The organism is Cryobacterium mannosilyticum, assembly GCF_004402705.1.
Taxonomy (GTDB): Bacteria; Actinomycetota; Actinomycetes; order Actinomycetales; family Microbacteriaceae; genus Cryobacterium; species Cryobacterium mannosilyticum.
Map to the genome: position 1 here is coordinate 15685 of NZ_SOFM01000028.1, position 26731 is coordinate 42415.

Annotated in this window: 26 protein-coding genes and 1 tRNA gene; 4 read left to right on the forward strand and 23 right to left on the reverse strand. The window is 68.8% G+C overall.

Annotation, left to right across the window (positions count from 1 at the left end; translation table 11 throughout):
- Positions 1–4 precede the first annotated feature (4 nt).
- From E3O32_RS10390 to E3O32_RS10425, 8 genes are all read right to left on the reverse strand, one after another.
- Positions 5–895 (reverse strand): shikimate dehydrogenase, encoded by an 891-nt coding sequence (locus E3O32_RS10390; RefSeq protein WP_134509246.1) that lies wholly within the window; start codon positions 893–895, stop codon positions 5–7.
- Positions 888–2180 (reverse strand): endolytic transglycosylase MltG, encoded by a 1293-nt coding sequence (gene mltG / locus E3O32_RS10395; RefSeq protein WP_134509248.1) that lies wholly within the window; start codon positions 2178–2180, stop codon positions 888–890. The genes E3O32_RS10390 and mltG overlap by 8 nt, the downstream gene beginning before the upstream one ends.
- A gap of 2 nt (positions 2181–2182) precedes the next feature.
- Positions 2183–2653 carry a Holliday junction resolvase RuvX gene (ruvX, locus tag E3O32_RS10400; protein WP_174776503.1) on the reverse strand — a complete coding sequence of 157 codons (471 nt, stop codon included), beginning with the start codon at positions 2651–2653 and terminating at the stop codon, positions 2183–2185.
- Positions 2654–2656: 3 nt separating this feature from the next.
- Positions 2657–5311 carry an alanine--tRNA ligase gene (gene alaS, locus E3O32_RS10405; protein ID WP_134509250.1) on the reverse strand — a complete coding sequence of 885 codons (2655 nt, stop codon included), beginning with the start codon at positions 5309–5311 and terminating at the stop codon, positions 2657–2659.
- A 51-nt stretch (positions 5312–5362) separates the two neighbouring features.
- Positions 5363–5617, reverse strand: a complete 255-nt coding sequence (locus E3O32_RS10410) for a hypothetical protein (RefSeq protein ID WP_174776504.1) — start codon at positions 5615–5617, stop codon at positions 5363–5365.
- Between the two features lie 162 nt (positions 5618–5779).
- Complete coding sequence (locus tag E3O32_RS10415; RefSeq protein ID WP_134509252.1) at positions 5780–6154, reverse strand: DUF948 domain-containing protein; 375 nt, start codon at positions 6152–6154, stop codon at positions 5780–5782.
- A gap of 149 nt (positions 6155–6303) precedes the next feature.
- Positions 6304–6933 (reverse strand): 30S ribosomal protein S4, encoded by a 630-nt coding sequence (gene rpsD / locus E3O32_RS10420; RefSeq protein WP_134509254.1) that lies wholly within the window; start codon positions 6931–6933, stop codon positions 6304–6306.
- 242 nt (positions 6934–7175) lie between these two features.
- On the reverse strand, positions 7176–8516 hold the full coding sequence (locus tag E3O32_RS10425) for a replication-associated recombination protein A (protein ID WP_134509256.1): 1341 nt from the start codon (positions 8514–8516) through the stop codon (positions 7176–7178).
- Positions 8517–8691: 175 nt separating this feature from the next.
- On the opposite strand from E3O32_RS10425, the gene E3O32_RS10430 reads away from it, so the two are divergent.
- From E3O32_RS10430 to E3O32_RS10440, 3 genes are all read left to right on the forward strand, one after another.
- Positions 8692–9492 carry a peptidylprolyl isomerase gene (locus E3O32_RS10430; RefSeq protein WP_134509258.1) on the forward strand — a complete coding sequence of 267 codons (801 nt, stop codon included), beginning with the start codon at positions 8692–8694 and terminating at the stop codon, positions 9490–9492.
- An 89-nt stretch (positions 9493–9581) separates the two neighbouring features.
- Positions 9582–10814, forward strand: coding sequence for a DUF349 domain-containing protein (locus E3O32_RS10435; protein WP_134509260.1), 1233 nt, complete (start codon positions 9582–9584; stop codon positions 10812–10814).
- 106 nt (positions 10815–10920) lie between these two features.
- A complete protein-coding gene (locus tag E3O32_RS10440) occupies positions 10921–11487 on the forward strand; it encodes a hypothetical protein (RefSeq protein ID WP_134509262.1) in 567 nt (188 codons plus the stop codon).
- Here the strand turns inward: E3O32_RS10440 and E3O32_RS10445 are convergent.
- From E3O32_RS10445 to E3O32_RS10510, 14 genes are all read right to left on the reverse strand, one after another.
- Positions 11466–13754 carry a RelA/SpoT family protein gene (locus tag E3O32_RS10445; RefSeq protein WP_134509264.1) on the reverse strand — a complete coding sequence of 763 codons (2289 nt, stop codon included), beginning with the start codon at positions 13752–13754 and terminating at the stop codon, positions 11466–11468. The genes E3O32_RS10440 and E3O32_RS10445 overlap by 22 nt on opposite strands.
- Positions 13755–13852: 98 nt before the next feature.
- Entirely contained in the window at positions 13853–14863 is a 1011-nt protein-coding gene (gene secF / locus E3O32_RS10450) for a protein translocase subunit SecF (protein ID WP_134509266.1), read from the reverse strand.
- Positions 14863–16584 carry a protein translocase subunit SecD gene (gene secD / locus E3O32_RS10455; RefSeq protein ID WP_134509268.1) on the reverse strand — a complete coding sequence of 574 codons (1722 nt, stop codon included), beginning with the start codon at positions 16582–16584 and terminating at the stop codon, positions 14863–14865. Before secD ends, secF begins: the two co-directional genes overlap by 1 nt.
- 62 nt (positions 16585–16646) lie before the next feature.
- On the reverse strand, positions 16647–17045 hold the full coding sequence (gene yajC / locus E3O32_RS10460; protein ID WP_134509270.1) for a preprotein translocase subunit YajC: 399 nt from the start codon (positions 17043–17045) through the stop codon (positions 16647–16649).
- A 74-nt stretch (positions 17046–17119) separates the two neighbouring features.
- Complete coding sequence (gene ruvB, locus E3O32_RS10465) at positions 17120–18229, reverse strand: Holliday junction branch migration DNA helicase RuvB (protein ID WP_134509272.1); 1110 nt, start codon at positions 18227–18229, stop codon at positions 17120–17122.
- Complete coding sequence (ruvA, locus tag E3O32_RS10470) at positions 18226–18849, reverse strand: Holliday junction branch migration protein RuvA (protein ID WP_134509274.1); 624 nt, start codon at positions 18847–18849, stop codon at positions 18226–18228. Before ruvA ends, ruvB begins: the two co-directional genes overlap by 4 nt.
- Positions 18846–19448 carry a crossover junction endodeoxyribonuclease RuvC gene (gene ruvC / locus E3O32_RS10475; RefSeq protein ID WP_134509276.1) on the reverse strand — a complete coding sequence of 201 codons (603 nt, stop codon included), beginning with the start codon at positions 19446–19448 and terminating at the stop codon, positions 18846–18848. The genes ruvA and ruvC overlap by 4 nt, the downstream gene beginning before the upstream one ends.
- 6 nt (positions 19449–19454) lie before the next feature.
- Positions 19455–20219 carry a YebC/PmpR family DNA-binding transcriptional regulator gene (locus E3O32_RS10480; RefSeq protein WP_134509278.1) on the reverse strand — a complete coding sequence of 255 codons (765 nt, stop codon included), beginning with the start codon at positions 20217–20219 and terminating at the stop codon, positions 19455–19457.
- Between the two features lie 129 nt (positions 20220–20348).
- Positions 20349–20891: a DUF1697 domain-containing protein gene (locus E3O32_RS10485; protein WP_134509280.1), complete on the reverse strand. Its 543-nt coding sequence runs from the start codon at positions 20889–20891 to the stop codon at positions 20349–20351.
- 9 nt (positions 20892–20900) lie between these two features.
- Positions 20901–21494, reverse strand: coding sequence for a pyridoxal 5'-phosphate synthase glutaminase subunit PdxT (gene pdxT / locus E3O32_RS10490; RefSeq protein ID WP_134509282.1), 594 nt, complete (start codon positions 21492–21494; stop codon positions 20901–20903).
- Between the two features lie 10 nt (positions 21495–21504).
- Positions 21505–22407, reverse strand: a complete 903-nt coding sequence (pdxS, locus tag E3O32_RS10495; protein WP_134509284.1) for a pyridoxal 5'-phosphate synthase lyase subunit PdxS — start codon at positions 22405–22407, stop codon at positions 21505–21507.
- A 71-nt stretch (positions 22408–22478) separates the two neighbouring features.
- Positions 22479–23087 (reverse strand): HIT family protein, encoded by a 609-nt coding sequence (locus tag E3O32_RS10500; protein WP_134509286.1) that lies wholly within the window; start codon positions 23085–23087, stop codon positions 22479–22481.
- Complete coding sequence (gene thrS / locus E3O32_RS10505) at positions 23088–25034, reverse strand: threonine--tRNA ligase (protein ID WP_241974783.1); 1947 nt, start codon at positions 25032–25034, stop codon at positions 23088–23090.
- Between the two features lie 57 nt (positions 25035–25091).
- The gene (locus tag E3O32_RS10510; protein WP_134509290.1) at positions 25092–25898 is read right to left on the reverse strand and encodes a hypothetical protein; all 807 of its coding nucleotides are present in this window, start codon (positions 25896–25898) and stop codon (positions 25092–25094) included.
- A gap of 159 nt (positions 25899–26057) precedes the next feature.
- On the opposite strand from E3O32_RS10510, the gene E3O32_RS10515 reads away from it, so the two are divergent.
- Positions 26058–26591 (forward strand): hypothetical protein, encoded by a 534-nt coding sequence (locus E3O32_RS10515; protein ID WP_134509292.1) that lies wholly within the window; start codon positions 26058–26060, stop codon positions 26589–26591.
- A 70-nt stretch (positions 26592–26661) separates the two neighbouring features.
- Here the strand turns inward: E3O32_RS10515 and E3O32_RS10520 are convergent.
- Positions 26662–26731: transfer RNA gene (locus tag E3O32_RS10520), tRNA-Val, on the reverse strand.

Consider the following 26731-nt stretch of genomic DNA (forward strand, 5'->3'; position numbering starts at 1 on the left):
GCGCTTATTCTTCCACAGGCTGTCGGGTCAGCGCGCCGCGCATCGCGGCGAGCACCGCGTCCTCGCCGGGCAACGGTTCGAACGGATCGCCGCTCACGAAGATGCGCACCTGCACGAGGGCCTGGTGCAGCAGCAGCTCCAGTCCGGAGATCACGGTGCCGCCCTCCTCGAGCCAGGAGGACGCCAGGGCGCTCGGCCACGGCGAGTAGCTCACATCGAAGAGCAGGGCCTGCCTGCGCAGGCCGGCCGGGAAGTCGTCCCGCGGGGTGACGCCGCCGGGCAGGGTGCTGATCACGAGGTCGCCGGCGCGGCCGGGCTCGGACGTGCCGGCCCAGGAGGCGACGGTCACGACGACCCCGACGCTGCGGCCCAGTTCCACCAGCGGGGCAGCCCTGGCCGGGGTGCGCGCGAGCACCTCGACCGTTTCGGCGCCCAGCTCGGCGGCGGCGACGACCGCGGACGCCGCGGTCGCACCGGCGCCGAGAACGGTCACGTGGCTCGCGCGGCGCAGCCCGCCTTCGGCCAGGGCCCTGACCATGCCGGTGACGTCGGTGTTGAAGCCGTGCAGGGTGCGCCGGCCGTCGGCCAGTTGGACGAGCACCGTGTTCGCCGAGCCGGTCACGGTCGCGACCCGGTCCAGGCCGGCCAGGTGGCCGAGCACCTCGTGCTTCAACGGCATGGTCAGTGACAGACCGCGCCAGTCGGAGTCGAGACCGGCGAGGAACTCGCCCAGGCTGCCTGCCGGGACGTCGATGGCGTCGTAGCGCCAATCGAGGCCGAGCGCCGCGTAGGCGGCCCGGTGCAGGGCGGGTGAGAGCGAGTGGGCGATCGGCGAGCCGAGCACGGCGAGCCGGTTGCCTGCGGGAATTCCGGTGAACGCGGTGGAATCAACCATATTCGGGGTGCTCCTTCATCCAGGCCTGCCATTTCACCACGGCGGCCTCGTGCTCGTCCGCGGTGGTGGAGAAGATCGTCTCCCCGGTGTCGAGGTTCCAGGTGACGAAGAACAGCCAGCTGCCGTCCGCCGGGTGCAGGGCCGCGTCGATGGCGAGGTCGCCCGGGTTGGAGATCGGCCCGACGGGGAGCCCCGGGTGCACGTAGGTGTTGTATCCGTTGCCTGCGTCGGCGCGTTCGGCATCCGTCGTCGTCACGAGGTCGGTCTTGCCGGTGCCGTAGGCCACGGTGGCGTCGGACTGGAGGAGCCCGCTCTCCCACTGGACCGGGTCGAGCCGGTTGAGGAAGACCCGGGAGACCTTGTAGAAGTCGGGGGCGAGGCCGGCTTCCCGCTGGATGAGCGAGGCGAGCACCACGGTGCGCCACCGGTCGGCCGGGGCGACCCCGGCGTCGTCCAGGGCCGTGAACTGCCGGTCCACGAGGGTCTTCACGGCGTCGTGCGCCGACACCCCGGGCGGGAAGGTGTAGGTGGCGGGGAACAGGAAGCCTTCGAGGGACGTCGCCTCGGCCGGCAGCCCGAAGGACGCCAGGTCGGCCGCGGCGGCCGTGAGATCGGCGAGCGGCAGGCTGGTGCCCTCGCTGATCAGCTGGAGCACGTCGACGGCCGCGGTACCCTCCGGCACCACCACGGTCTGCTTGAGTTTGTTGGCCGGGTCGACCAGGGCGTCGAGCGCCGCCCGGGCGCTCATCTTCGCGGAGAGCTGGTAGGCGCCGGGCTGGAACACCGGGGCCGGAGATTCCTTGAGCAGCAGGTCGTAGAACGCGTCGAAGCTCTTGACCACGTCCTGGTCGGTCAGGGCCTGGGCGATGTCCTGCCCGGTCTCGCCGTCGTGGATCATGAAGACGACCTTCTTCTCGCCGGTGCCGGTGTAGTCGGCCGGCCCCTGCACGCTGGCGACCAGCTGGGCGATCGGCCCTTGCAGGAACGCCGCCGCGCCGGCGGCGAGGCCGACCAGGACCAGGAGCACGATCAGGCAGCCCCAGGCTCCCCTTCGGCTGCGTTTCTCCCGCGGCGGGGCGAGCTGCGTGCGCCGGCCGGATCGCGTGCCGCCGATGTGCGAACCGCGGACGGTGCGCCGGGAGGGGAGCGGCGCCACCGGGGCGGCGGCGACCGGGGCGGCCTCAGGGGCGTCTTCACCCGGTGCCCGCCCGCCGAGGAACGCGTCCCAGTCGACGGAGTCTGGGACGCCCGGCGGATCAACGGGCTCAGGGGGAAGATTCGACACGGTTACGGCCCTTCGGTCGGAGCTACGGGCGAGCCGGGTGGCTTTCCGAGGGCACGTTCGGTGTCCAGGGCATGCTGCAGAATTATAGTCGCGGCAACCTGGTCGACCACTGGGCGCTGGGTCTTCGCCTTCCGCCCGGCCGCCCGGAGCACGGACTGCGCGGCGACTGTGGAGAGACGCTCGTCGACGAGCCGCACCGGCACGGTCAGGCTGCGCGCGAGCGTCTCGGCGAACCCGACGGCGTCGTTGGTGGATGCCGTCCGGTTGCCGGAGAGTGCCAGGGGCAAGCCGACCACCACTTCGATGGCGTCCAGTTCGGCGACCACGGCCACGATCCGCCCCACGTCGGTGGCGCCGGAGTGGTCGCGGCTGACGGTTTCGACCGGCGTCGCAAGCATGCCGTGCGGGTCGCTCCTGGCCAGGCCGATCCGGGCGGTGCCGACGTCAACCCCGACCCGCACGCCGTGTCGCACCGGTCAGCCCGCGACGGTGGTGCGAACGGCGGCGAGGGCCGCCGGGATGGCCGCGACCTTCGCGCCGCCACCCTGGGCGAGGTCGTCTTTTCCGCCGCCGCCGCCGCCGAGGATCCCGGCGACCTGCTTGGCGAGGGCTCCCGCACGGTGCCCGGCATCCCTGGCCGCCTGGTTGGTGGCCACGATGACGACCGGCTTGTCGGCGACCACGGCGGCGAGGGCGACGACCGCCGGATCGCTGCCGAGGCGTTCCCTGGTGGCCGTGACGAGCATCCGCAGGTCGTCGGCGGAGCCCAGGGTACCGAGGCTTTCCGCCACGACCATGGCGGAGCCGGCACGGGCGGCGGTGGCCACCAGCGCGGGCACCTTGTCGGTGAGCGCGCGCGCCTCGAACGCGGCGATCTTCTTCTCGGCGGCCTTGAGGTTCAGGACCAGGTCGTTGATGCGCTCGGGCAGCTGTTCCTTCGGCGTCTTCAGGCTCGAGGTGAGCAGGGACACGATGGAACGCTCGGCGGCGAGGTCCCGGAACGCCTCGAGGCCGACGAGCGACTCGACCCGCCGGTTGGTGGAGCCGACGGATGCCTCGCTGACCAGGCTGATCATGCCGATCTCGGCGCTCGTGGAGACGTGGGTTCCGGCGCAGAGCTCCCGCGACCAGGGCCCGCCGATGTCGACGACGCGCACGCGGTCGCCGTACTTCTCGCTGAAGAGTGCCATGGCGCCGAGCGCCTTGGCTTCGGCCAGCGGCAACTCCCGGGTGGTGACGGGCAGGTTGTCGCGGATCGCGTTGTTGGAGATCTCCTCGATCTCGCTGCGGGTCGCCGGGGACAGCGCCTGGTTCCAGGAGAAGTCGAGGCGGAAGAAGCCGGCCTTGTTGTACGAACCGGACTGGTGGGCGTTCGGGCCGAGCACCTGGCGGAGGGCGGCGTGCAGCACGTGGGTGCCGGAGTGCGCCTGGCGGGCGCCGCGGCGCCAGTCGGGGTCGACCACGCTGGTGGCCTGGTCGCCGACGCCGACCTCGCCGCTGGTGACCTGAACCTTGTGGCTGATCAGGCCCTTGACGGGCTTCTGCACATCGATGACCTCGAGCTCGTAGCCGGTGCCGACGATGAGCCCGGCGTCGGCCTCCTGGCCGCCGGATTCGGCGTAGAGCGCGGTCTCGGCGAGGATCACCTCGGCGATTTCGCCGGCCACGGCGCTGGTGACGGAGACGCCGTCGACGATGATGCCGAGCACTGTGGACTCGGTCTGCAGCGTCTCGTAGCCGGTGAAGGCGGTCTCTCCCTCGGCGCGGAAGGCACTGTAGACGGAGAGGTCTGCGAGGTGCGTCTTCTTCGCCTTCGCGTCGGCCTTGGCCATCGCCCGCTGCTTGCTCATCAGCGTGTCGAAGGCGTCGCGGTTGACGCTCAGCCCGGCCTCCTCGGCCATCTCCAGGGTGATCTCGATCGGGAACCCGTAGGTGTCGTGCAGGAGGAAGGCGGTCTGGCCGGGGAGGACGCTCTTGTTGGCCTGTTTCGTCTTCGCGACGGCCAGGTCGAGCACGCTGCTGCCGCTGGCCAGCGTGCGGAGGAAGGTCTCCTCCTCGGCGTAGGCGGCCTGGCTGATCCGGGAGAAGTCGGCCTTGACCTCCGGGTAGGCGCTCGCCATCGCGTCGCGGGACGCCGGGAACAGCTCGGTGAAGGATGCCGTGTCGACGCCGAGGAGGCGCATCGCCCGCACGCTGCGACGCATCAGCCGGCGCAGGATGTAGCCGCGGCCTTCGTTGGACGGCATGACGCCGTCGCTCATCAGCATCAGGGAGGAGCGCACGTGGTCGGCGACGATCCGCATTCGCACGTCGTCGTCGTGGGAGGCGCCGTAGCGGCGGCCGGAGAGCTCGGCGGCGCGGTCGAGGACCGGGCGGACCTGGTCGATCTCGTACATGTTTTCGACGCCCTGCTTGAGGAAAGCGACGCGTTCGAGCCCCATGCCGGTGTCGATGTTCTTCTTGGGCAGGTCGCCGAGGATGACGAAGTCGTTCTTGCCGGTGCCCTCGCCGCGGAGGTACTGCATGAAGACGAGGTTCCAGATTTCGACATACCGGTCGTCGTCGGTGGCCGGGCCGCCGTCGATGCCGTAGGCCGGGCCGCGGTCGAAGAAGATCTCCGAGCAGGGACCGGCCGGGCCGGGCTGGCCGGTGGACCAGTAGTTCGTGTCCATGCCGAGGCGCTGGATGCGCCCCTCCGGCAGGCCGAGAGCCCTCCAGTAGCGGAAGGCCTCATCGTCGTCTTCGTAGACGGTGACCCAGAGGTCCTTTTCCGCGAAACCGTAGCCGCCGTCGGCTTCCGACGTCGTCAGCAGCTCCCAGGCGTAGCCGATCGCCTGTTCCTTGAAGTAATCCCCGAAGGAGAAGTTCCCGTTCATCTGGAAGAACGTGCCGTGCCGCGGCGTCTTGCCGACCTCTTCGATGTCGTTGGTGCGGATGCACTTCTGCACGCTGGTCGCCCGCGGGTACGGAGCAGGCACGAGACCGGTCAGGTACGGCACGAACGGCACCATGCCGGCAACCGTGAAGAGCAGTGTGGGGTCGTCGCTGACGAGCGAGGCGGAGGGGACAACGGTGTGCCCGCGATCGGCGAAGAAGTCGAGCCAGCGCCCGCGAATTTCAGCAGTCTGCATGTGTTCCGTAGTTCGTTGAGACGAGATGGAGAGGGTTGCCGGGTGGGCAGCCTACGGCTTGGCCAGGTTTCCGATGGCGTTACCCGCGTCGGCGGCGACGTCGGTCGCTCCTGCGCCGACATCGCCGATCGCGTCGCGCAGTTCGGCCTCGCGCTTGCGATAGCCCTCGGAGATGGCTTCGCCGAATTCGCGGGCCTTCGTGTCGAGGTCGCTGAAGAACTGCTTGCCCTGGCGCGTCTTGCTGGCTTCGCGGGATATGACAAGTCCGACGCCGACGCCGACGACGAACCAGATGAAGTTCTTCATGACAATGCTCCCTGAGGTGTGTGGAGACCCTGATTGCGGAGACCCGGATGCGGGGTGGGACATGCGTAGGACGGCAGTTGCGGGTCGGTCACGCCGTCGAACACGGACAGGCCGGCGAATCCCAGACTCGACCGGCACCTTTCCAGCGTAGCCGACCCGGGCCTACCTGCGCCGACGACGGGCGCGGGACGGCCGGGCGGCCAGGAAGGCGGCGCGCACACCGGCCGAGAACCCGGCCAGCTTGACCAGCGGACCGCCGACGGTCGCCGCGACCAGTGCGACCAGCGCGGAGACGTTGCCGGTGACATCCGCCACATTGCCGGTGATGGTGTCCACCCTGGCCAGTTGCTTGTTCGTCTCCTGGATGGTGGTGGTCGTTTCCTCGAGGATCGGCGTGACGTTCCGGCTCAACTCACGGATGGCCGCGGTCGTCTCGTCGAAGACGCGGCCCAGTTTCATGAGTGGAACCGCGAGCACGCCGACAAGTACCGCGAACACGGCGGCCGCGATCAGTCCGGCGATATCCCCACCTGACATTGACAACCATCCATTCCAGATTCGGCATGCGACGAGGCGCCGCAGGGCACGGCGGGACAAAAACCAAAGAGCGGACCACCCCGAAGGATGATCCGCTCTCCAGCGTAGTTCAGATGCACCGCGCGGCGGCGATGCGGCTGAATCGGGACCTAGCGGGCCGCGTAGTACTCCACGACGAGCTGGACTTCACAGGTCACGGGGATTTCGATGCGCTTCGGGCGGCGCACGAGGCGCGCCTGCAGCTTGTCGATCTCGACCTCGAGGTACGGCGGCAGCTTCGGGAGCACGTCGACGTGACCGCCGGCAGCCGCAACCTGGAACGGCTCCATGCCTTCGCTCTTGGGCTTGACGTGGATGAGCTGACCCGGCTTCACGCGGAAGGAGGGCCGGTCGACGAGCTGGCCGTCGATCAGGATGTGACGGTGCACAACCATCTGGCGGGCCTGCGCGGTGGTGCGGGCGATGGCCGAACGCACGAGGAGGGCGTCGAGACGAGTCTCGAGGATCTCGACCAGGTTTTCACCGGTCAGGCCCTGGGCGCGACGTGCCTCTTCGAAGGCGATCTTGAGCTGTGCCTCGCGGATGCCGTACTGGGCACGTAAGCGCTGCTTTTCGCGAAGGCGCACCGCGTAGTCGGAGTCCGTCTTGCGCTTGGTGCGGCCGTGCTCGCCCGGAGCGTAAGGACGCTTCTCGAGGTAGCGCGCGGCCTTGGGGGTCAGGGCGATGCCCAGTGCCCGCGAGAGGCGGGTCTTACTGCGGGTACGTGACTTGGTAGACACGGTGTCCTTTCGATGGAACTGCAAACAGAACGGGGAATCCAGGGCGCTGGCGCTCTCGAAGGAGAACGCCGGGCGTCATGGGAGATCAGAGGGGTGGTGCCACGGGATCCTCGGCTATAGAGGAATCCCCTCAACGTGGGTTCGGACGCAGCCGCATGCCGAACCGGTTGTAGGCCTGAACAGGTTACCACAGCGGGACTTCCCCGTGCGCTCCCGCCTGCGGCCTGCTGCCTGCCCGTGTGCTACTGGCCGCGGATGATCCGGCGGAGTTTCGCGAGCCGGGCGGACACCTCTCGCTCGTTGCCGTGTTCGGTGGGTTCGTAGTACCGGACCGACCTGAGCTCGTCGGGCGGGTACTGCTGGGCGAGCACGCCGAGGGCGTCGTCGTGGGGGTACCTGTAGCCCTTGCCGTGTCCCAGCCGTTTCGCCCCGCCGTAGTGGGCGTCGCGAAGGGGCTTCGGCACCCGGCCGGTCTTGCCGGCCCGCACGTCGGCGATGGCCTTGTCCAGCGCCAGATAGGCGGCGTTGGATTTCGGGGCGGTGGCCAGGTGCACCACGGCTTGGGCGAGCGGGATGCGTCCCTCCGGCATGCCGATCAGCTGCACCGCGTCGGCGGCGGCCACGGCGATGACCAGGGCCTGCGGGTCGGCCATGCCGATGTCCTCCGACGCGAGCACGATGATCCGGCGCGCGATGAAGCGGGGGTCCTCCCCTGCCTCGATCATGCGGGCGAGGTAGTGCAGGGAGGCGTCGACGTCCGAACCGCGCACTGATTTGATGAAGGCGCTGATGATGTCGTAGTGCTCGTCACCGTTGCGGTCGTAGCGCAGCAGCGCCCGGTCCACGGCCAGCGAGACGATCTCGGTGGTGATCAGCGCCGGCTCGTCGGAGCCGGGTTCGACCGCGGTGGCCGCGGAGACGGATGCCGCCTCCAGTGCCGTCAGCGCCCGCCGGGCGTCGCCGGAGGCGAGGCGGATGATCATGGCCCTGGCATCCGGGTCGAGGGTGAACCGTCCCGCCAGGCCGCGTGGGTCGGTGACGGCCCGGTCGACGACGATGCCGAGGTCGTCGTCGCTCAAGGTTTCGAGCGTGAGAAGCAGCGACCGGGACAGCAGCGGGGAGATCACCGAGAACGACGGGTTCTCGGTGGTCGCAGCGACGAGGATGATCACGCCGTTCTCGACCCCGGGCAGCAGCGCGTCCTGCTGGGCCTTGCTGAACCGGTGGATCTCGTCGAGGAACAGGACGGTGGACAGGCCGTACAGATCCCGGCTGGTGCGGGCCTCCTCCATCACCTGGCGCACGTCGCGCACCCCGGCGTTCACCGCCGAGAGTTCGACGAACCGGCGGCCGGAACTGTGGGCGATCGCCTGGGCCAGGGTGGTCTTGCCGGTTCCGGGCGGACCCCAGAGGATGACGGAGACGGAGCCCTGCTCCCCCGTCTTGTCGCTGGCAAGGCTGACCAGCGGGGAGCCCGGGGTGAGCAGGTGCCGCTGCCCGGCGACCTCGGCCAGCGTGGTCGGGCGCATCCGCACCGCGAGGGGGGTTGCGCCACTGCGCAGTCCCGGTTGAACATCGACCATGAGTCCAGCGTAGTTTGTGCCGGTGACGGGGCCGATCAGGCATCGGTGGCCGCCCGCGCGGCTGGACGGGCGCCGAACGATGCTGGCGTAGAGTTCAACGTGGTCCGGGCCCGCTCGCGCGCCCCGATTTTCCCTGTCTGACCTGGCCCCTGTGGCAGCCCCTGGAGGATTCGACGTGGCACCGAACAAGAAGCAAGACCGCGAGACCCGCGAGGCCAGGTCCCGCGTCCGGGCGTACCAGGCGCGGCGTGCCGTGCACGAACACCAGGAGAAGCGGCGCGTGCGCGACAACGTGCTGGCCGGTGCCGGGGTCACCGTCGTGATCGTGCTCGCCATCCTCGCGCAGGTCTTCTTCTTCAACGGCGGACCGGGCACCCCCGCGCCGTCCGCATCGGCCGCGGCCACGCCCAGTGCCACACCGACCGCTGCCGCCGGGGCGAACACGGGCGACGTGCCCCCGAGCACGCTCGCGGAGGGCCGCAGCTGGACCGGGACGATGGACCTCAACGGCATCCCCCTCGGGATCGAACTCGACGGCGCCGCGGCCCCGCAGGCCGTGTCGTCGATGATCAGCCTGGTCAAGTCCGGTTTCTACACGGGGGTGTCCTGCCACCGGCTCACCACCGGCGGATTCTCCGTGCTGCAGTGCGGCGACCCCAAGGGCGACGGCACGGGCGGTCCCGGCTACAGCTACGGACCGGTCGAGAACGCCCCCGCCGACAGCGTCTACCCGGCCGGCACCATCGCCATGGCCCGCCAGGGCGGGAACGCCTACAGCATGGGCAGCCAGTTCTTCATCGTCTATGACGACACGACCATCCCGGCGGACGCCGTCGGCGGCTACACCGTGCTCGGCCGGGTCACCAGCGGACTCGACCGGGTGAAGGCCGAGATCGTGGCCGCCGGGGTGGAGGGCGGTGCCACGGACGGCAAGCCCGTCGTCCCGACGACCATCACTCAGGTATCAGTTAAGTAGTTTCAGGCGAACAGCGGTCGGCCTTGCAATAGGCTTGACCGGGTATTGGCTCATTCGTGGGCAGACAACGACATTTAAAGGTGAGGCTCTTGACTACGACAGATCAGCAACCATGGGGTCGCGTAGACGAATCCGGCACGGTTTACGTGCGCGAGGCGACCGGCGAACGTGCCGTCGGACAGTACCCGGACGCTACCCCGGAAGAGGCCCTGGCCTACTTCGAGCGCAAGTACGTTGAGCTCAACGGACAAGTCACGCTCCTCGAACAGCGCGCCAAGGGCGGCGCTCCCGCGGCAGACATCGCGAAGTCCGTCGCGCACCTGACCGAGGCTGTGGCCGGCGCGAACGCCGTCGGCAACCTCGCTGCCCTCGCGGCTCGCCTCGGCGCCCTGGGCGGCGCCGTCACCGAACTCACCGAGCAGCAGGGCGCGGAGGCGAAGGCAGCGGCCGCCGCGGCCGTCGCCGAGCGCGCCGCCATCGTGGCCGAGGCCGAGGCGCTTGCCGCCGAGGACCCGGCCAAGACGCAGTGGAAGCAGACCAGCGCCGCACTGGAGGCGCTCTTCGCGAAGTGGCAGGCGCACCAGCACGACGCACCCCGCATCCCCAAGGGCGAGGCCAACGACCTGTGGAAGCGGTTCCGTGCCGCGCGCACCACGATCGAACAGAACCGCAAGGCGTTCTTCGCCGAGCTGGACAGCGCCCACAAGGACGTGCGCAACCGCAAGCAGCAGCTGATCGAGCAGGCCGAGGCGCTTGCCCCGAAGGGCGCCGACGGCATCCCCGTCTACCGCACCCTGCTCGACGACTGGAAGTCAGCCGGGCGCAGCGGCAAGAAGCAGGACGACGCCATGTGGGCCAAGTTCAAGGCCGCCGGCGACGTGCTCTACTCGGTCAAGAGCGAGATCGACGCCCAGGACAACGAGGAGTTCGCGGGCAACCTGGCCCAGAAGCTCGAATTGCTGACCGAGGCCGAGCTGCTGCTCACCGAGACCGACCGCACCAGTGCGCGCACGGCCCTCAGCTCGATCCAGCGCCGCTGGGACGCGCTCGGCAAGGTTCCGCGCGACTCGGTGAAGGTTGTCGAAGACCGCATGCGCAAGGTCGAGGCCGCCGTGCGCAAGCTCGACGACGACCACTGGAAGCGCAACAACCCGGAGACGAAGGCCCGTGCCGAGGGTCTCGCCGGCCAGCTGCACGACGCCATCGCCAAGTTCGAGTCTGAGCTGGACGAGGCGAAGGCCGGGAAGGATGCCGCAGCCATCGCCGCGGCGACCGAGGCCCTGGAGACCCGCAAGGCGTGGTTGAAGGCCATCGGCCAGTAGGGCCGCGCCGGGGCGCCCGGTTCGTCCACAGCAGTGAAAACGGGGATCTGTCCACAGATCCCCGTTTCGCTTTTCCGGCCGCCCGCGGCGGCCTCACTCTGGGCGGATGACAACCAGGTTGCGTTCCGTTCTCTCCGGCCGTGACCTGCCCGTCGCCGAGCTGTGCAGCGCCCGGCTGGACGGTGAGCTGTTCACCCTCGGCGATTTCTGGTGCCCGGTCGACGAGCTTGACGCCCCCGACACGCGGGCGCAGGCTGCGGCGCTCCTCGTGCCGCCGAGGGCGATCGCTGAACGCCTCACCGCGGCCTGGATCCTCGGGCTCGCGGCGGAGCCCCGCCGCCATCAGTTCTGCGTGGAGGTGGGCGCCAGGGTGCATCTGCAGCCCTCGGCCAGGCTGATCCTGCGCGAGGTGACCTGCCCGCCGACGGACACGGCCTCGATCACCGGCCTCCGGGTCACCCGGCCCCTCCGCACGGTGGTCGACCTCGCCCGCTGGCCGGACCCCGACGTCGACGTCGTCCCGCTGATCGGCGCGCTGCTCAGGCTCTGCGGGCCGGGCGGAGCCGAGCAGGCGCTGGGGCGCTGCGACCGGGCCTACGTTCCCTTTCGGAGCCTCGCACTGGGGCGTCTCGCAGCGGCCGAGGGCTGGCGTCAGCCGTCGTTGACCCGGTAGACGTCGTAGACGGCGTCGATCCGGCGAACCGCGTTGAGCACGCGGTCGAGGTGGGTGGTATCCCCCATCTCGAAGACGAACCGACTGATCGCGAGGCGGTCGCTCGAGGTGTGAACGGTGGCCGACAGGATGTTCACGTGGTGTTCGGAGAGCACCCGGGTCACGTCCGAGAGGAGACCCGACCGATCGAGCGCCTCGATCTGGATTTGAACCAGGAACAGGCTCTTCGAGGTCGGAGCCCAGTCCACGTCGATCATCCGCTCGGGTTCCTTGAGCAGGGACTGCACGTTGCGGCAGCCGGCCTGGTGCACCGACACCCCGGCCCCGCGGGTGATGAAGCCGACGACCTTGTCACCGGGAACGGGGGTGCAACAGCGCGCAAGCTTGACCAGGATGTCGGGGGCTCCGCGAACGAGGATTCCGGAGTCGCTGTTCCGGAGGGTCTGGGTTCTGCCGTGCGGGGCGAACGGGAGATCGGTCGCGTCGCTCTCCTCCACGCTCTGCAGCGTGGCGACGACCTTCTCGAGCACGGACTGGGTGGAGACGTGACCCTCGCCGACGGCGGCGTAGAGCGCCGACACGTCTTCGTATTTCATCACCGCGGCGACCTCGGCGAACGAGTCCTGGTTCATCAGCTTCTGCAGCGGAAGGTTCTGCTTCCGCATCGCGCGCGCGATGGCGTCCCTGCCCTGCTCGATGGCCTCGTCGCGGCGTTCCTTGGTGAACCACTGGCGAATCTTGTTGCGGGCGCGGGGGCTCTTGACGAAGTTGAGCCAGTCCTTGCTCGGACCGGAGTCGGGGTTCTTCGACGTGAACACCTCGACCACGTCGCCCGTGATCAGCGGGCTCTCCAGGGGTACGAGCCGGCCGTTCACCTTGGCGCCCATGGTGCGGTGGCCGACCTCGGTGTGCACGGCGTAAGCGAAGTCCACCGGGGTCGCGCCGGTCGGCAACCCGATCACCCGTCCCTTCGGGGTGAAGACGTAGACCTCCTTGGCGCCGATCTCGTAGCGGAGGGAGTCGAGGAATTCGCCGGGGTCGGCGGTCTCAGCCTGCCAGTCCGAGATGTGCGCGAGCCAGGCCATGTCGGTGTCGCTCTGCGGGCCGGGTCCCGAACTCTTCCCGGTGGTCTGTTCCTTGTACTTCCAGTGCGAGGCGACGCCGAACTCTGCGCGCTGGTGCATCTCCTGGGTGCGGATCTGGATCTCGACCGCGCGGCCACTCGGCCCGAGCACCGTGGTGTGCAACGACTGGTACAGGTTGAACTTCGGGGTGGCGATGTAGTCCTTGAACCGGCCGGGCAGCGGCGTCCACCTGGCGTGGATGGCCCCGAGCACGGCGTAACAGTCGCGCACCGAGTTGACGAGCACACGGATGCCGACAAGGTCGTAGATCTCGTCGAACTCGCGGCCACGCACCACCATCTTCTGGTAGATCGAGTAGTACTGCTTCGGCCGGCCGGCGACCTTGCCCCTGATCCGGGCGGCCTTGAGGTCGTCGACGATGGCGTCGATGACGTGCTGCACGAACTCTTCCCGCTGCGGGGTGCGCTGCTTGACCAGGCTCTCGATCTCGGCGTAGAGCTTGGGATAGAGCACAGCGAAGGAGAGGTCTTCGAGTTCCCACTTGATCGTCTGGATGCCCAACCGGTGCGCGAGCGGGGCGTAGATCTCCAGCGTCTCGGTCGCCTTGCGCACCGCGGACTCCGCCGGCACGAAACCCCAGGTGCGCGCGTTGTGGAGCCGGTCGGCGAGCTTGATGATGAGGACACGGATGTCCTTGGACATCGCCACGATCATCTTGCGCACGGTCTCGGCCTGGGTGCTGTCGCCGTACTTGACCTTGTCGAGCTTGGTCACACCGTCGACGAGCATCGTGATCTCGTCGCCGAAGTCGGAGCGAAGCTGGTCGAGGGTGTACTCGGTGTCTTCGACGGTGTCGTGGAGGAGCGCCGCCGCGACGGTCTTGGGCCCGATGCCGAGGTCGGCGAGGATCTGGGCGACCGCGACCGGGTGGGTGATGTACGGTTCGCCGCTCCGGCGGAACTGGCCTTCGTGGGCACCCTCGGCGGCAGCATAGGCGCGTTCGATGATCGACAGGTCCACCTTGGGATGGTGCATCCGCACGGTCTTCAACAGGGTGTCGACCGCGCCGGCCGGCTGGGCCCGGGAGAATATCCGGGGCACCAGGCGGCGGAGGGAGGCAGGCGGCAACGCCGCCGACGACGCCGATGACGCCGAGGCAGGTGGAGTCGTTATCTCGGTCATCGCGTCACCTCACTCCCTCACCCAATTATCGCCCCTCGCGGAGTTGAATCAGGTTACCGGATGTCGGGCGGCCCCGATGACCGGCGCGGGGGCGCGGTTCACACGGAGACTTCCACCCTGGAGGCGGATCCGGCCTTGGCGCGCATGAGCAGCGCCTTCTTGTCCCGCTTGCGCACATCGGGTTCGCGGGTGCGCAGCTGCGCGTAGAGCGGCGAGGCGATGAAGATGGTCGAGTAGGCCCCGGCGATGATCCCGATCAGGAGGGCGAGGGAGATGTCCCTCAGGGTTCCGGCCCCGAGCACGAAGGCGCCGATGAAGAGTATCGAGCCGACCGGCAGCACGGCGACGATCGACGTGTTGATCGACCGCACGAGCGTCTGGTTGACGGCGAGGTTCACCGACTCGGCGAAGGTGCGCCGTGATTCCGGTCCGTCCTCCCTCGTGTTCTCCCTGATCTTGTCGAACACCACGACCGTGTCGTAGAGGGAATAGCCGAGGATGGTGAGGAAGCCGATGACGGCGGCCGGGGTGATCTCGAAACCCGTGATGCCGTAGAACCCCGCGGTGATGACCAGGTCGTGCAGCAGGGCGACCATGGCCGCCAGCGACATCTTCCAGGTGCGGAAGTACAGCGCCATTCCGATGGCGGCGAGCACAAGGAAGATGATGAGGCCGCGGAGGGCCTGGCCGGTGATGTCCGCACCCCAGGACGGGCCGATGAAGGATGCCGTCACCTTGTCGGCCGGCACACCGTACGAGTCGGCCAGGGCGTTGCGCACCGAACGGGTGGCCTCACTGCTGAGCTGGTCGGTCTGAACCCGGATACCGGTGGTGCTGACGTTGGACACTTTGGGCACCGCGGAGGGCACGACGCTGTTCACGGCCCTGCCTGCGATCGCCTGATCCTGCTTGGGCACATCCGACACCACGAATTCGGAGCCGCCGGTGAACTCGATGCCGAAGACGAAACCGCCGCGGAGCTGCGGCACCACGAGGGCGATCAGGATCATCACCGCCGCGACCGTGTACCAGGTCTTGCGTCGTCCGACGATGTTGAACGAACGCTTGCCGGTGTGCAGGTCGTTGCCGAACTGGGAGAAGCTGGCCATTAGGAATCCTTCCCGTCGGTCGACCGATCCGTACTGGAACCGACGAGTTCTGCCGCCTTGCGCTCGGCGATGGTTTGACGCTTCGCGGCCTCGCGGCTGGCCGACGCCAGCTTGCCGGACGGCAACTGCGGGGAGGGAGCGAACTTGGCCCTGCCCCGGTAGGTGGCGCCGAGTGCTCGCGGGTCGAGTCCGGAGAACCGGTGACCCTCGTTGAAGAACCGGGTCTGGGCGAGCAGTTGCAGCATCGGGTGGGTGAAGAGCATCACGACGGCGACGTCGACGATCGTCGTGAGGCCGAGGGTGAGGGCGAAGCCCTTCACGTTGCCGACGGCGACGATGAAGAGCACACCGGCGGCGAGGAAGTTCACGGCATCTGACGCCAGCACGGTGCGGAGGGCCCGCTTCCAGCCGGCCTCGACCGCGGACTCGAGTCCGCGGCCGTCGCGCAGTTCGTCGCGCACCCGTTCGAAGTAGACGATGAACGAGTCGGCGGTGATGCCGATCGCGACGATCAACCCGGCGACGCCGGCGAGCGAGAGCCGGTAGCCCTCCCGCCAGGACAGGATCGTGATCAGCAGGTAGGTGATCAGCGCCGCCACCGTCAGGGAGGCCACCGTGACCAGCCCGAGCAGCCGGTACTGCACGAGCGAGTACAGCACGACCAGGATCAGGCCGATCAGGCCGGCGATCAGGCCGCTGCCGAGCTGGGTCGAGCCGAGGGTGGCCGAGATGGTGTCCTGGCTCTGCACGGTGAAGCTGATCGGCAGGGCGCCGAACTTGAGCTGGTCGGCGAGCGTCTTGGACGAGTCCTGGGTGAAGTTTCCGCTGATCTGCGCGTTGCCGTCGGTGATCACGGCCAGGGTGCGGGGAGCGGAGATGACCTTGCCGTCGAGCACGATGGCGAACTGGTTCTGCACGCCCGTCAGCCCGCTGAGGCGGGTGCTGACCGTGGCGAAGTCCTTGGTTCCGGTGCCGTCGAAGGCGATGTTGACGACCCATTCGCCGGTGGTGGCGCCGCTCTGGGTGGTCTTCTGGCCGTTGGTGGCGTTGGAGACGTTCTGGCCGCTGACCTCGACCGGGCCGAGGATGTACTTGACCGACCCGTCGGACTCGCAGGTGACGAGGGGTTCCTTGGCCGGCGCCACATTGGAGGTGTCGATCTTGCTGCAGTCGAACGCGTCGTACTGGGCCTGCAGGGCCGGCGTGACGTAGCTGAGGTCGCTGCCGTTGGTCGGGACCGCGGTGGGGGTGCTGGAAAGGTTCGGGTCGACCGTGGGTGACGGGGTCGCACTGGACGTGCCGTCACCGCCGACGCTGGCGGCCGAGGGCGCCGCCGCGACGAGGACCGGGCGGAATTCGAGTTTCGCCGAGGACTCGATCCGGTTGATCGTCGCGTCATCGGGGATCCCGGGGATGGACACGACGATGTTCTGGCCGCCCTGGGTGTTGATCTCCGCTTCGGAGACACCGGCGGAGTCGATCCGCTGCCGGATGATCGACACGGCCTGGTTGAGTTGTTCCTGGGAGACGGACTGACCGGACTCGAGCTTCGGCGCAAGGATGATCTGGGTGCCGCCCTCGAGGTCGAGGGCCAGTTTGGGGGCCCAGGAACCGCCTCCGGTGAGGACGCCGGCGCTGTTGAGGGCGATGAGACCGACAATGATCACACCCAGCCAGGTCAGGGAACGCCAGGCCTTCTTGACCGGAGTCGACTTTGCCACCTTGAAACTCAGCTTTCTAATCACATGCCCGCGCCGATGGCGCGGGCATGGAGAGGGGTTGGTTACGCGTCGCCCTTTTTGGGCTCTTCGTCGGATTCTGCATCGGTGACGCGCTGGCCGAACTCGGGTTCGCCCATGACGATCGCTTCGTCCTTGTTCAGCTGGACGGTCGGGACAGGCTCGGCCTCGGACTCGGCCACGGTGGGCTCGACGACGCGCGCGATGGTCTGGCGGTGCAGGTGCACGACGGTGCCGGGGGCGATCTCGAGGGCGACCTTGTTGGCCTCCTCATCGATGGACAGGATGGTGCCGTACATGCCGAAGTTGGTCATGACCTCGGCGCCCGCCACCATCTGGGACTGCAGTGCTGCCTGGTCCTTCTGGCGCTTGCGGCCATTGCGGAACATGAAGAAGACAAGCACGGCCAGAACGGCGAGCATGACAAGAGTCAACGGATCCATAAAACTGTGAAACCTTCCGGTTGCGGCGCGGTGGCCGAAGCGTGTGCGAGCGGCTCGTGACGAGCCAACTCGAATTATAGGTCATCCAGGGTGAGGGCGCCCGGAGGCGCGGCGCCCGGAGGCGCGGCGCCCGGAGGCGCGGCGCCCAGCGGATTGACGAGACCGAAGTGCCGCCAGGCCGCCGGAGTGGCCACGCGCCCACGCGGGGTGCGCGTGAGGAAGCCTATCCGCACCAGGAACGGCTCGACGACCGCTTCGATCGTCTCCGACTCCTCACCGACCGACACGGCCAGGGTGTTCAACCCGACCGGCCCACCCCCAAAACGGGTCAGGATGATCTGCATGACCTCGCGGTCGAGCCGGTCCAAGCCGATCTGGTCCACGTCGTAGAGTTCCAGCGCCGCATGCACGGCGGCCAGGTCGGCGTCTCCCCCGTGCACGAGGGCGTAGTCGCGCACCCGGCGGAGCAGGCGATTGGCGATTCGCGGGGTGCCGCGGCAGCGCCCGGCGATCTCCGCCAGGGCGTCCCGGCCGATCGGGAGGTCGAGCAGCGCGGCGGCGCGGCCGAGCACCTGTTCCAGTTCCGACTCCGCGTAGAACTCGAGGTGCGCGGTGAAGCCGAAGCGATCCCGGAGAGGGTTCGGCAACAGGCCGGACCTCGTCGTGGCGCCGACCAGGGTGAACGGCGCAAGGTCGAGCGGGATGGACGTGGCGCCCGCTCCCTTGCCGACCATGATGTCGATCCGGAAGTCTTCCATCGCCAGGTAGAGCATCTCCTCGGCGGACCGTGCCATCCGGTGGATCTCATCGATGAAGAGGACCTCGCCCGGCACCAGGGAGGACAGCACCGCGGCCAGGTCGCCGGCGTGCTGGATGGCCGGGCCGCTGGACATCCGGAGGGGCCGGTTGCCCTCGTAGGCGATGATCATGGCCAGGGTGGTCTTGCCCAGCCCGGGCGGGCCGGCCAGCAGGATGTGGTCGGGTGTGCGGTTCTGCATGGTCGCGGCGGTGAGCAGGAGCTGCAACTGACCGCGCACCTTGTGCTGGCCGACGAACTCGCCCAGGCTGCGGGGGCGCAGGGCACCCTCGAAGGCGAGTTCCGCCTCGCCTTCGAGCACCGGGTTGGTCACTTCGACGCCGGGGTCGCCGGCCAGGCCGGGGTTGGTCGCGGGATTGGTGGTCATGAGCGGCGCTCCGATGCCTGCTGGGCGGGGCCGAGGCGGGCCAGGACGAGGCGGAGCAGGCTGGCCACACCGACCTGGTCAGGGTCGGCGGCTTCGGCGAGGGTCTCCTCGACCGCCTGCGCGGCCACCCGCTCCGACCAGCCCAGACCGATCAGCGCGGCCTGCACGCCCGCCGCGGCGGTGCTGGCGACCGGGCGACCGGGCGCGGATGCGACGGTGGTGACAGCGAGCTTGCCGGCCAGGGACAGCACGATGAGCTTGGCGGTCTTCGGCCCGATGCCGCTGACCTTGCGGAAGACGCCGTCGTCTTCGGCTGCGACCGCCTGGGCGATCTGGTTGGGGGTGAGCACGGCCAGCACGCCGAGGGCGGACTTGGGGCCGACCCCGGTCACACCGACCAGCAGTTCGAAGACCGCGAGTTCGTCGACGCCGGGGAAGCCGTAGAGGGTGAGCGAGTCTTCCCGCACGATCAGGGTGGTGGCCAGGCGCGCCTCGGTGCCCGTGCGGAGCGACAGCGCAGTGGTGGGGGTGACCTGGATGGCCAGGCCCACTCCCCCGACCTCGATCACGACCGTGGAACCGAGGGCGGAGAGGACGAGGCCACGTACGGAGGAGATCACCGCTTAAGACTACGGGGCACGGGCGACACCGAGCTTCGTTCGGCGGCGCGCCACGCCCGCTGGGCCGGGGTCAGGCTGCCGGCCGGTCCGCCGGGGGCGGCGGGCAGGGTTCCGCCGGAGATCCCGGTGCGCCAGGCATGGCAGATCGCGAGGGCGAGGGCGTCGGCGGCATCCGCGGGTTTGGGCACCTCGGTCAGGCCGAGCACGCGGGCGACCATGGCCCCGACCTGGGCCTTGTCGGCCGAGCCGTAGCCGGTGATCGCGGCCTTGACCTCGCTCGGGGTGTGCAGCGTCACCGGCAGGCCGCGCTGGGCCGCGAGCAGCAGGGCGACACCGCTGATCTGGGCGGTTCCCATCACGGTACGCACGTTGTTCTGGGCGAACACCCGCTCGATCGCGACGAAGGCGGGCTTGTGCCGGTCGAGCATCTCCTCGAGTCCGCGGCTGATCAGGAGCAGCCTCTGTTCCAGCGGCAGGTCGGGGGCGCTGCGCAGCACGGTGACGTCGACAAGGGTCGCGGTGCGGTTCCCCGCCACGTCGACGACGCCCACACCGCAGCGGGTGAGCCCGGGGTCGATGCCGAGCACCCGGACGCTCATCGGCCGCTACTCGTTTTCGGCTTCGAGCTCCGCCATGACCTCGGCCGACACGTCGTAGTTGCTGTAGATGTTCTGCACGTCGTCGAGTTCCTCGAGCGCGTCGATCAGCCGGAACACCTTGCGGGCGGTTTCCGCGTCGACCTCGACCTTGAGCTGCGGGATGAACGCGACGTCGGCGGAGTCGTAGTCGATTCCCGCTGTCTGCAGCGCGGTGCGGGTGGCGACGAGATCGTGCACCTCGCTGAGGACCTCGAACTTGTCGCCCTCGTCGATGACCTCTTCCGCGCCGGCATCCAGGACCGCGGCGAGCACGTCGTCCTCGGTGACGTTGTTGCCCTTGGCGACGACGACGACGCCCTTACGGTGGAAGTTGTAGGCGACGCTGCCCGGGTCGGCCATGTTGCCGCCGTTGCGGGTGACGGTGGTGCGCACCTCGGCCGCGGCGCGGTTCTTGTTGTCGGTGAGGCACTCGATCATGATGGCGACGCCGTGGGCGGCGTAGCCCTCGTACATGATGGTGGAGTAGTCGACGGCCTCGCCGGTGAGTCCGCCGCCGCGCTTGACCGCGCGGTCGATGTTCTCATTCGGAACCGAGGTCTTCTTGGCCTTCTGGATCGCGTCGACCAGGGTCGGGTTGCCGGACAGGTCGATGCCGCCCATCCGCGCCGCGACCTCGATGTTCTTGATCAACTTGGCGAAGGCCTTGGCCCGACGAGAGTCGGTGACCGCCTTCTGGTGCTTCGTTGTCGCCCACTTGGAATGTCCGGACATGAATCTCCCGTTTGTCTCGCTTGGCTTCGGATCGGTGCCGGCCTGCTGCCGCCGGCCGCACTGCTGCCTGGTCGTCGCACCGATGGGGTGCTGCTCATTCTAACCCGAGGCGCCCGGTGGGGCGCCGTCTCACCCGGCCGGTGGCGCGGCGAGCAGCTTGTCCAGGGTGCGCAAGTTGCGGGTCGTCGTCGTCGTCCGGTATCTCGCCTTCCCGGTGAACTTGCTGAACGGGCTCGTGATTCCGACGCTGCGGAGCACCTGCCAGTAGAGCACCCCGTGTCCGGGCGCCGCCTGTTCGATGGCCGGGTCCAGCCCGGACGCCGCCGAGGCGAGCTCGTCGAGCACGGCCGGTTCAGAGCCGAAGACCACGTACGGATGCCAGCCCTCCCGGCCGGGATCGAACGGGTAGTCCCGCACCACCCGGGCCAGGCTGCCGGTGTCGACGAGCACGATCCACGCGTCGTAGCCGAACCTGTCGCCGAGGGCACGCTCGATCCGCGCCTTGATGGCAGGGGCATCCGTCTGGTCGGTGTCGAAGAGCACATTGCCGCTGGCGAGGACGGTGCGCACGCTGGTGTGGCCGAGTTCCTCGAACGTGTCGCGGAGGTCGTTCATCGCGATCGTGATGCCGTTGACGTTGATGCCGCGCAGCAGCGCGACGAAGCGCGTCACGGGCGGACCTCAGCCACGGAAGCCGACCCGCGCGACCGTGCCCAGGAAGTACTGGTGGAACCGGTGCTCGCCCGTGATCTCGGGGTGGAAGGAGGTGCCGAGCAGGTTCCCCTGTTCGACGGCGACGCAGCGGCCGTCGGCGAGGCCGGCCAGCGCCCTGGCCCGCGGCCCGACGGTCTCGACGACGGGCGCGCGGATGAAGACCGCGTGCACCGGGTCGGCGCCGAGAACGGGAACGTCGAGGTCGGTTTCGAACGACGCCGTCTGGGAGCCGAAGGCATTGCGGCGCACCGCGATGTCGAGCCCGCCGAGGCTTTCCTGGCCGCGGATGGCGTCGAGGACGGTGTCGGCGAGCATGATCAGGCCGGCGCAGGTGCCGAAGACGGGCAATCCCGCCTGGATCCCGGCCCGGAGCGGCTCGGCCAGGCCGAACGCGCGCGCCAGTTTGTCCATCACGCTGGACTCGCCGCCCGGGATCACCAGGCCGCTGATGCGGTCCAGTTCCTCCGGGCGGCGAACGAGTTCGACCTCCGCGCCGAGCCCCCGGAGGAGCGCGGCATGCTCACGAAAGTCTCCCTGGAGGGCGAGGACTCCAACGCTCACGAACTGCGGGCTACCAGCCGCGCTCGGAGAGGCGGTGCGGTGCGGCCAGGTCGGACACGTTGATGCCCACCATGGCTTCGCCGAGGCCGCGCGAGACGGCGGCGATGACGCTGGGGTCGTCGTAGAACGTGACGGCCTTGACGATGGCGTTGGCGCGGGCCTGCGGGTTGCCCGACTTGAAGATGCCGGAGCCGACGAACACGCCGTCCGCGCCCATCTGCATCATCATCGCCGCGTCGGCCGGGGTGGCCACGCCGCCGGCGACGAACAGCACGACGGGGAGCTTGCCGGTGGACGCGATCTCGGCGACGAGCTCGTACGGGGCCTGCAGTTCCTTGGCGGCGACGTACAGCTCGTCCTTGCTCAGCGACGAGAGGCGGGCGATCTCACCCTTGATGGTGCGGATGTGCTTCATGGCCTCGGAGACGTCGCCGGTGCCGGCTTCGCCCTTCGAGCGGATCATCGCGGCACCCTCCGTGATGCGGCGCAGCGCCTCACCCAGGTTGGTCGCGCCGCAGACGAACGGAACCGTGAAGTTCCACTTGTCGATGTGGTTGACGTAGTCGGCCGGGCTCAGCACCTCTGACTCGTCGATGTAGTCGACGTTCAGGGCCTGCAGCACCTGGGCCTCGACGAAGTGGCCGATCCGGGCCTTCGCCATCACCGGGATGGAGACCTCGGCGATGATGCTGTCGATCAGGTCGGGGTCGCTCATCCGGGCGACACCACCCTGGGAACGGATGTCGGCGGGAACCCGCTCGAGGGCCATGACGGCGACGGCACCGGCATCCTCGGCGATCCGGGCCTGCTCGGCGTTGACGACGTCCATGATGACGCCGCCCTTCATCATGTCGGCGAGTCCGCGCTTGACGCGGCTCGACCCAAACTGCTCGGCGGAAGTGGTTTCAGTCATAGCCTTGATTCTATTCCTTGCGTCTTGTGGGTTTCGCACGACGAAGTGCCGCGCGGAGCGTGAAGGTGAAGCTAGTTCTCGTCTTTCGGCCAGCCGTCGGCGACCTCGCGCCGCACCTCGCCGAGCAGCCGGGGAACGGCCTTCGTCCTGGCGATGATCGGGAAGAAGTTCGAGTCGAGGGCCCAGCGCGGCACGATGTGCTGGTGCAGGTGCTCCGCGATGCCCGCACCCGCGACCCGGCCCTGGTTCATGCCGATGTTGAAGCCGTCACAGTGGGATACCTCGGTGAGCACGCGCATCGCCACCTGGGTCAGGCTACCGATTTCGGCGACCTCCTCGGGCGTCGCCTCGTCATACGTCGCAATGTGCCGGTACGGGCAGACGAGCAGGTGCCCGCTGTTGTACGGGAACAGGTTGAGCAGCACGTAGGCATGCTTCCCGCGCGCCACGATCAGGGCCTTCTCGTCGGTCATCTCGGGGGCGCGGCAGAACGGGCAGTCGGATTCGTCCGGCTGCTGGCCGTCCTGGATGTAGACCAGGCGGTGCGGCGTCCACAGCCGCTGGAAGGCATCCGGTACCGCGGCGAAGTCGGACGAGTGCTCGATCCCCTCGAATCGGTCGTCGGCGGTCGCGCCGGTGCCGGCTGCTCCGGTGCCGACGTCGTCGTTTCCGGGGACCATCTAGCTCTGCCCCTGGCCGGTGACCTGGGCGCGGGTCTCGATCGCGGCGACGATGCGGGTGATCGCCTCGTCGATCGGAACGCCGTTGTCCTGGCTGCCGTCGCGGAAGCGGAAGCTGACCGCGCCGTTGGCCTGGTCCTCCTCCCCCACGATCAACTGGAAGGGCACCTTGGCCTTGGTGTGGTTGCGGATCTTCTTCTGCATCCGGTCGTCGGAATGGTCGACCTGGGCGCGCACGCCTGCCGCCTTGAGCCGGCCGATGATCTCATCGAGGTAGGGACCGTACTGCTCGGAGACGGGGATGCCGACGACCTGCACCGGGGAAAGCCAGACCGGGAACGCCCCGGCGTAGTGCTCGGTGAGCACCGCGAAGAACCGTTCGATCGAGCCGAACAGGGCACGGTGGATCATCACCGGGCGCTGGCGGGAGCCATCGGGCGCCGTGTATTCGAGGTCGAACCGCTCCGGCAGGTTGAAGTCCAGCTGGATGGTCGACATCTGCCAGGTGCGGCCGATCGCGTCCCGCGCCTGCACCGAGATCTTCGGGCCGTAGAAGGCCGCTCCGCCCGGGTCGGAGACGAGTTCGAGTCCGGATGCCTCGGCGACCTCGGCGAGAGTCTGGGTGGCCTCGTCCCAGGCTTCGTCGCTGCCCACGAACTTCTTCGGGTCCTTGGTGGAGAGTTCGAGGTAGTAGTCCTCGAGGCCGTAGTCGGCGAGGAGTTTCAGCACGAAGTTCAGGGTGGAGGTGAGTTCCTCCTTCATCCCCTCCTTCGTGGTGTAGATGTGGGCGTCGTCCTGGGTCATCCCGCGCACCCGGGTGAGGCCGTGCACCACGCCGGATTTCTCGTAGCGGTAGACCGAGCCGAACTCGAACAGCCGCATCGGCAGGTCGCGGTAGCTGCGGCCGCTGGAGCGGAAGATGAGGTTGTGGAACGGGCAGTTCATCGGCTTGAGGTAGTAGTCGACGCCCTGGCGGGTCATGTGCCCGTCGGCGTCGTATTCGGCGTCGAGCTTCATCGGCGGGAACATGCCGTCGGAGTACCAGTCGAGGTGCCCGGAGGTTTCGAACAGGTTCGACTTGGTGATGTGCGGCGTGTAGACGAAGTCGTACCCGGCCTCGGCGTGGCGCTTGCGGGAGTAGTTCTCCATCTCCTGGCGGATGATGCCGCCCCTGGGATGGAAGACGGGCAGGCCGGAGCCGATCTCCTCCGGGAAGCTGAACAGGTCCAGTTCGGCGCCGAGCTTGCGGTGGTCGCGTTTGGCGGCCTCCTCCTGGCGGGCCTGGTAGGCACGCAGCTCGTCCTTGGTGGGCCAGGCCGTGCCGTAGATCCGCTGCAGCTGCGGGTTCTTCTCCGAGCCGCGCCAGTAGGCGGCGGCCAGCCGGGTGAGCGAGTAGCCGTTGCCGATCATGCGCGTGTTGGGCAGGTGGGGACCGCGGCAGAGGTCCTTCCACACGGTCTCCCCCGTCTTCGGGTCGACGTTGTCGTAGATGGTCAGTTCGGCGCCGCCGACCTCGACGGACTCGTTGTCGGCTCCCAGCTCGGCGCTCGCGTCGTCCCCGCTGGGAGCGGCGCCCTTGAGCCCGATCAGTTCGAGCTTGTACGGCTCGGCGGCGAGCTCAGCCCTGGCCTCGTCGGCGGTGACGACCCGGCGCACGAACCGCTGGCCCTGGCGGATGATCCGGTCCATGGCCTTCTCGAGCGACTTGATGTCATCCGGGGTGAACGGTTCGGCGACGTCGAAGTCGTAGTAGAAACCGTCGGTGACGGGCGGGCCGATGCCGAGCCGCGCGGCCGGGTTCACGGTCTGCACGGCCTGCGCGAGCACATGTGCGGCCGAGTGCCGAAGGATGTTGAGGCCGTCGGCGGACGACAGGGTGACGGGCTCGACGGCATCCGTCGGCGTCACCGTTGCGGCGAGGTCCCTGAGCTCGCCGTTGACGCGCATTGCGACAACGGACCGGTCGGTGAAAAGCTCAAAGCCGTCAACCACGTGTGTAACTCCTCAGTTGTGTGCGAACCTCTCCAACTTTAGCGGCGCAAGTGAAGCCTTCGACCCCCAGGGCCCGGACAGGACGGCGTCCCGGTCGTTCAGCGCGATCGTGGCGGCGCGCGGCAGCCGCCGGAACAGGTGCTCGATGGTTGCCGGCGGCGCCGCCAGAACCTTGATCAGGCCCGGCCGGTCCGCACCCGGCTTCGGGTCGAAGGCGACAGCGACCGCGTGCAGCACGGTGCCGGTGTCGATCAGGTCGGCCAGCCCCGCCGCGATCCGGGGGCTGACCTGGCCGACCCTGCGCCCGCTGGACGAGTGCACGGAAACGGCGCCGCCGGCAGCCGGATGCCCGGGCTCACGCACCAGGGAGACCATCGCTCCGGGCTGGATCAGGCCTTCGCGGGCGACGATGGTGCGCGAATCCACGTTGCGCAGCCAGATGGTCCAGATCCCCAGGCCGCGCAGGTGCACATTGCTGATGCTCACAAGCAGGCCCGTCGTCGGCTCGGTCAGCCACAGCTCCCCGCCGTGCGGCTGCAGGTACAGAGTGGGCAGTCCCCCGGCGTCGGCTACGAGCAGTCTCGCCCAGTCCTGCGGCGGCAGATATCGGCTCAAAGCCATCCCCGGGCGTGTGTTCGCGGACACGGCGGGGGCGGGAGCAGCCCGCGGAGTGGGCGCGGGCACGGCATCGGAGGCGCGGCGACGGGGAACGTCGGCCCCGGCCGACCGGCCGACCGACCGGCCGGCCACCCGGATGCGCCAGGCGGCGATGCCGATGATCACGAGCAGGGACAGTGCGACCACCACGAACAGTTCCATCGATGGACCTCCACCTCGAGACTGGCGGACCCGCGCCCGCGCCGCCATCCCCAGTACGGATGACGCCGCACCGGTGCGGCCGCACGACGCTGCCCCTCCAATTGGGCGGTGCGCACGGTAGCGGCGCCTTGGGAGGATCAGAGCAGGGCAGGGAGCACAGTGAACGATTTCGACCGGAAGATCGGGCGGCGGCCCGGAGCCAGACCCGCTTGGTTTGTCGTGGACTTCGTCGCGTCACACGTGTCGATGGTCTCCCTCGGTGCCGCGAAGCGAAGGCACCGAACCTACGAGCCCGTGCCGATCACGGAGACGGTCTTCTATCCGTTCGATGGGCTGCAGGAGATCGTCGGCGAATCCCATTACTACGCCGGCATTCACCGTGTCGTGTCGGCCTGGAAAGACTCGGGTGCCGCCGATGCGCCGATCCTGGCCATCCTGCGGCCCGAACCCGGCAACCCCGTCGACGCCCATGCGGTGCGCGTCGATCTGCGGTTCGGCGATGTCACGGAGACCTGCGGGCACATCCCCGCCTATCTCGCGGCCGGCTGGGGTCGGGGACTGCGGCCGCACCTGGAAGCCGGGCGCCAACCGGTGGCCCACGCGTCGGTGTTCGGCGGCACCCTGGAGAAGCCCGATTACGGTGTCTGGCTGTCGACGGAGCGGGCGCTGCGGCGGCCCAGGCTCCGTCCCTGACACCGCGCACCGAGGTGCGCGATCAGCTCCGGGCAAAGAAGAAACCCCCGGGAGGCCGGGGGTTTGTCTGTGGGCGATACTGGGATCGAACCAGTGACCTCTTCCGTGTCAGGGAAGCGCGCTACCGCTGCGCCAATCGC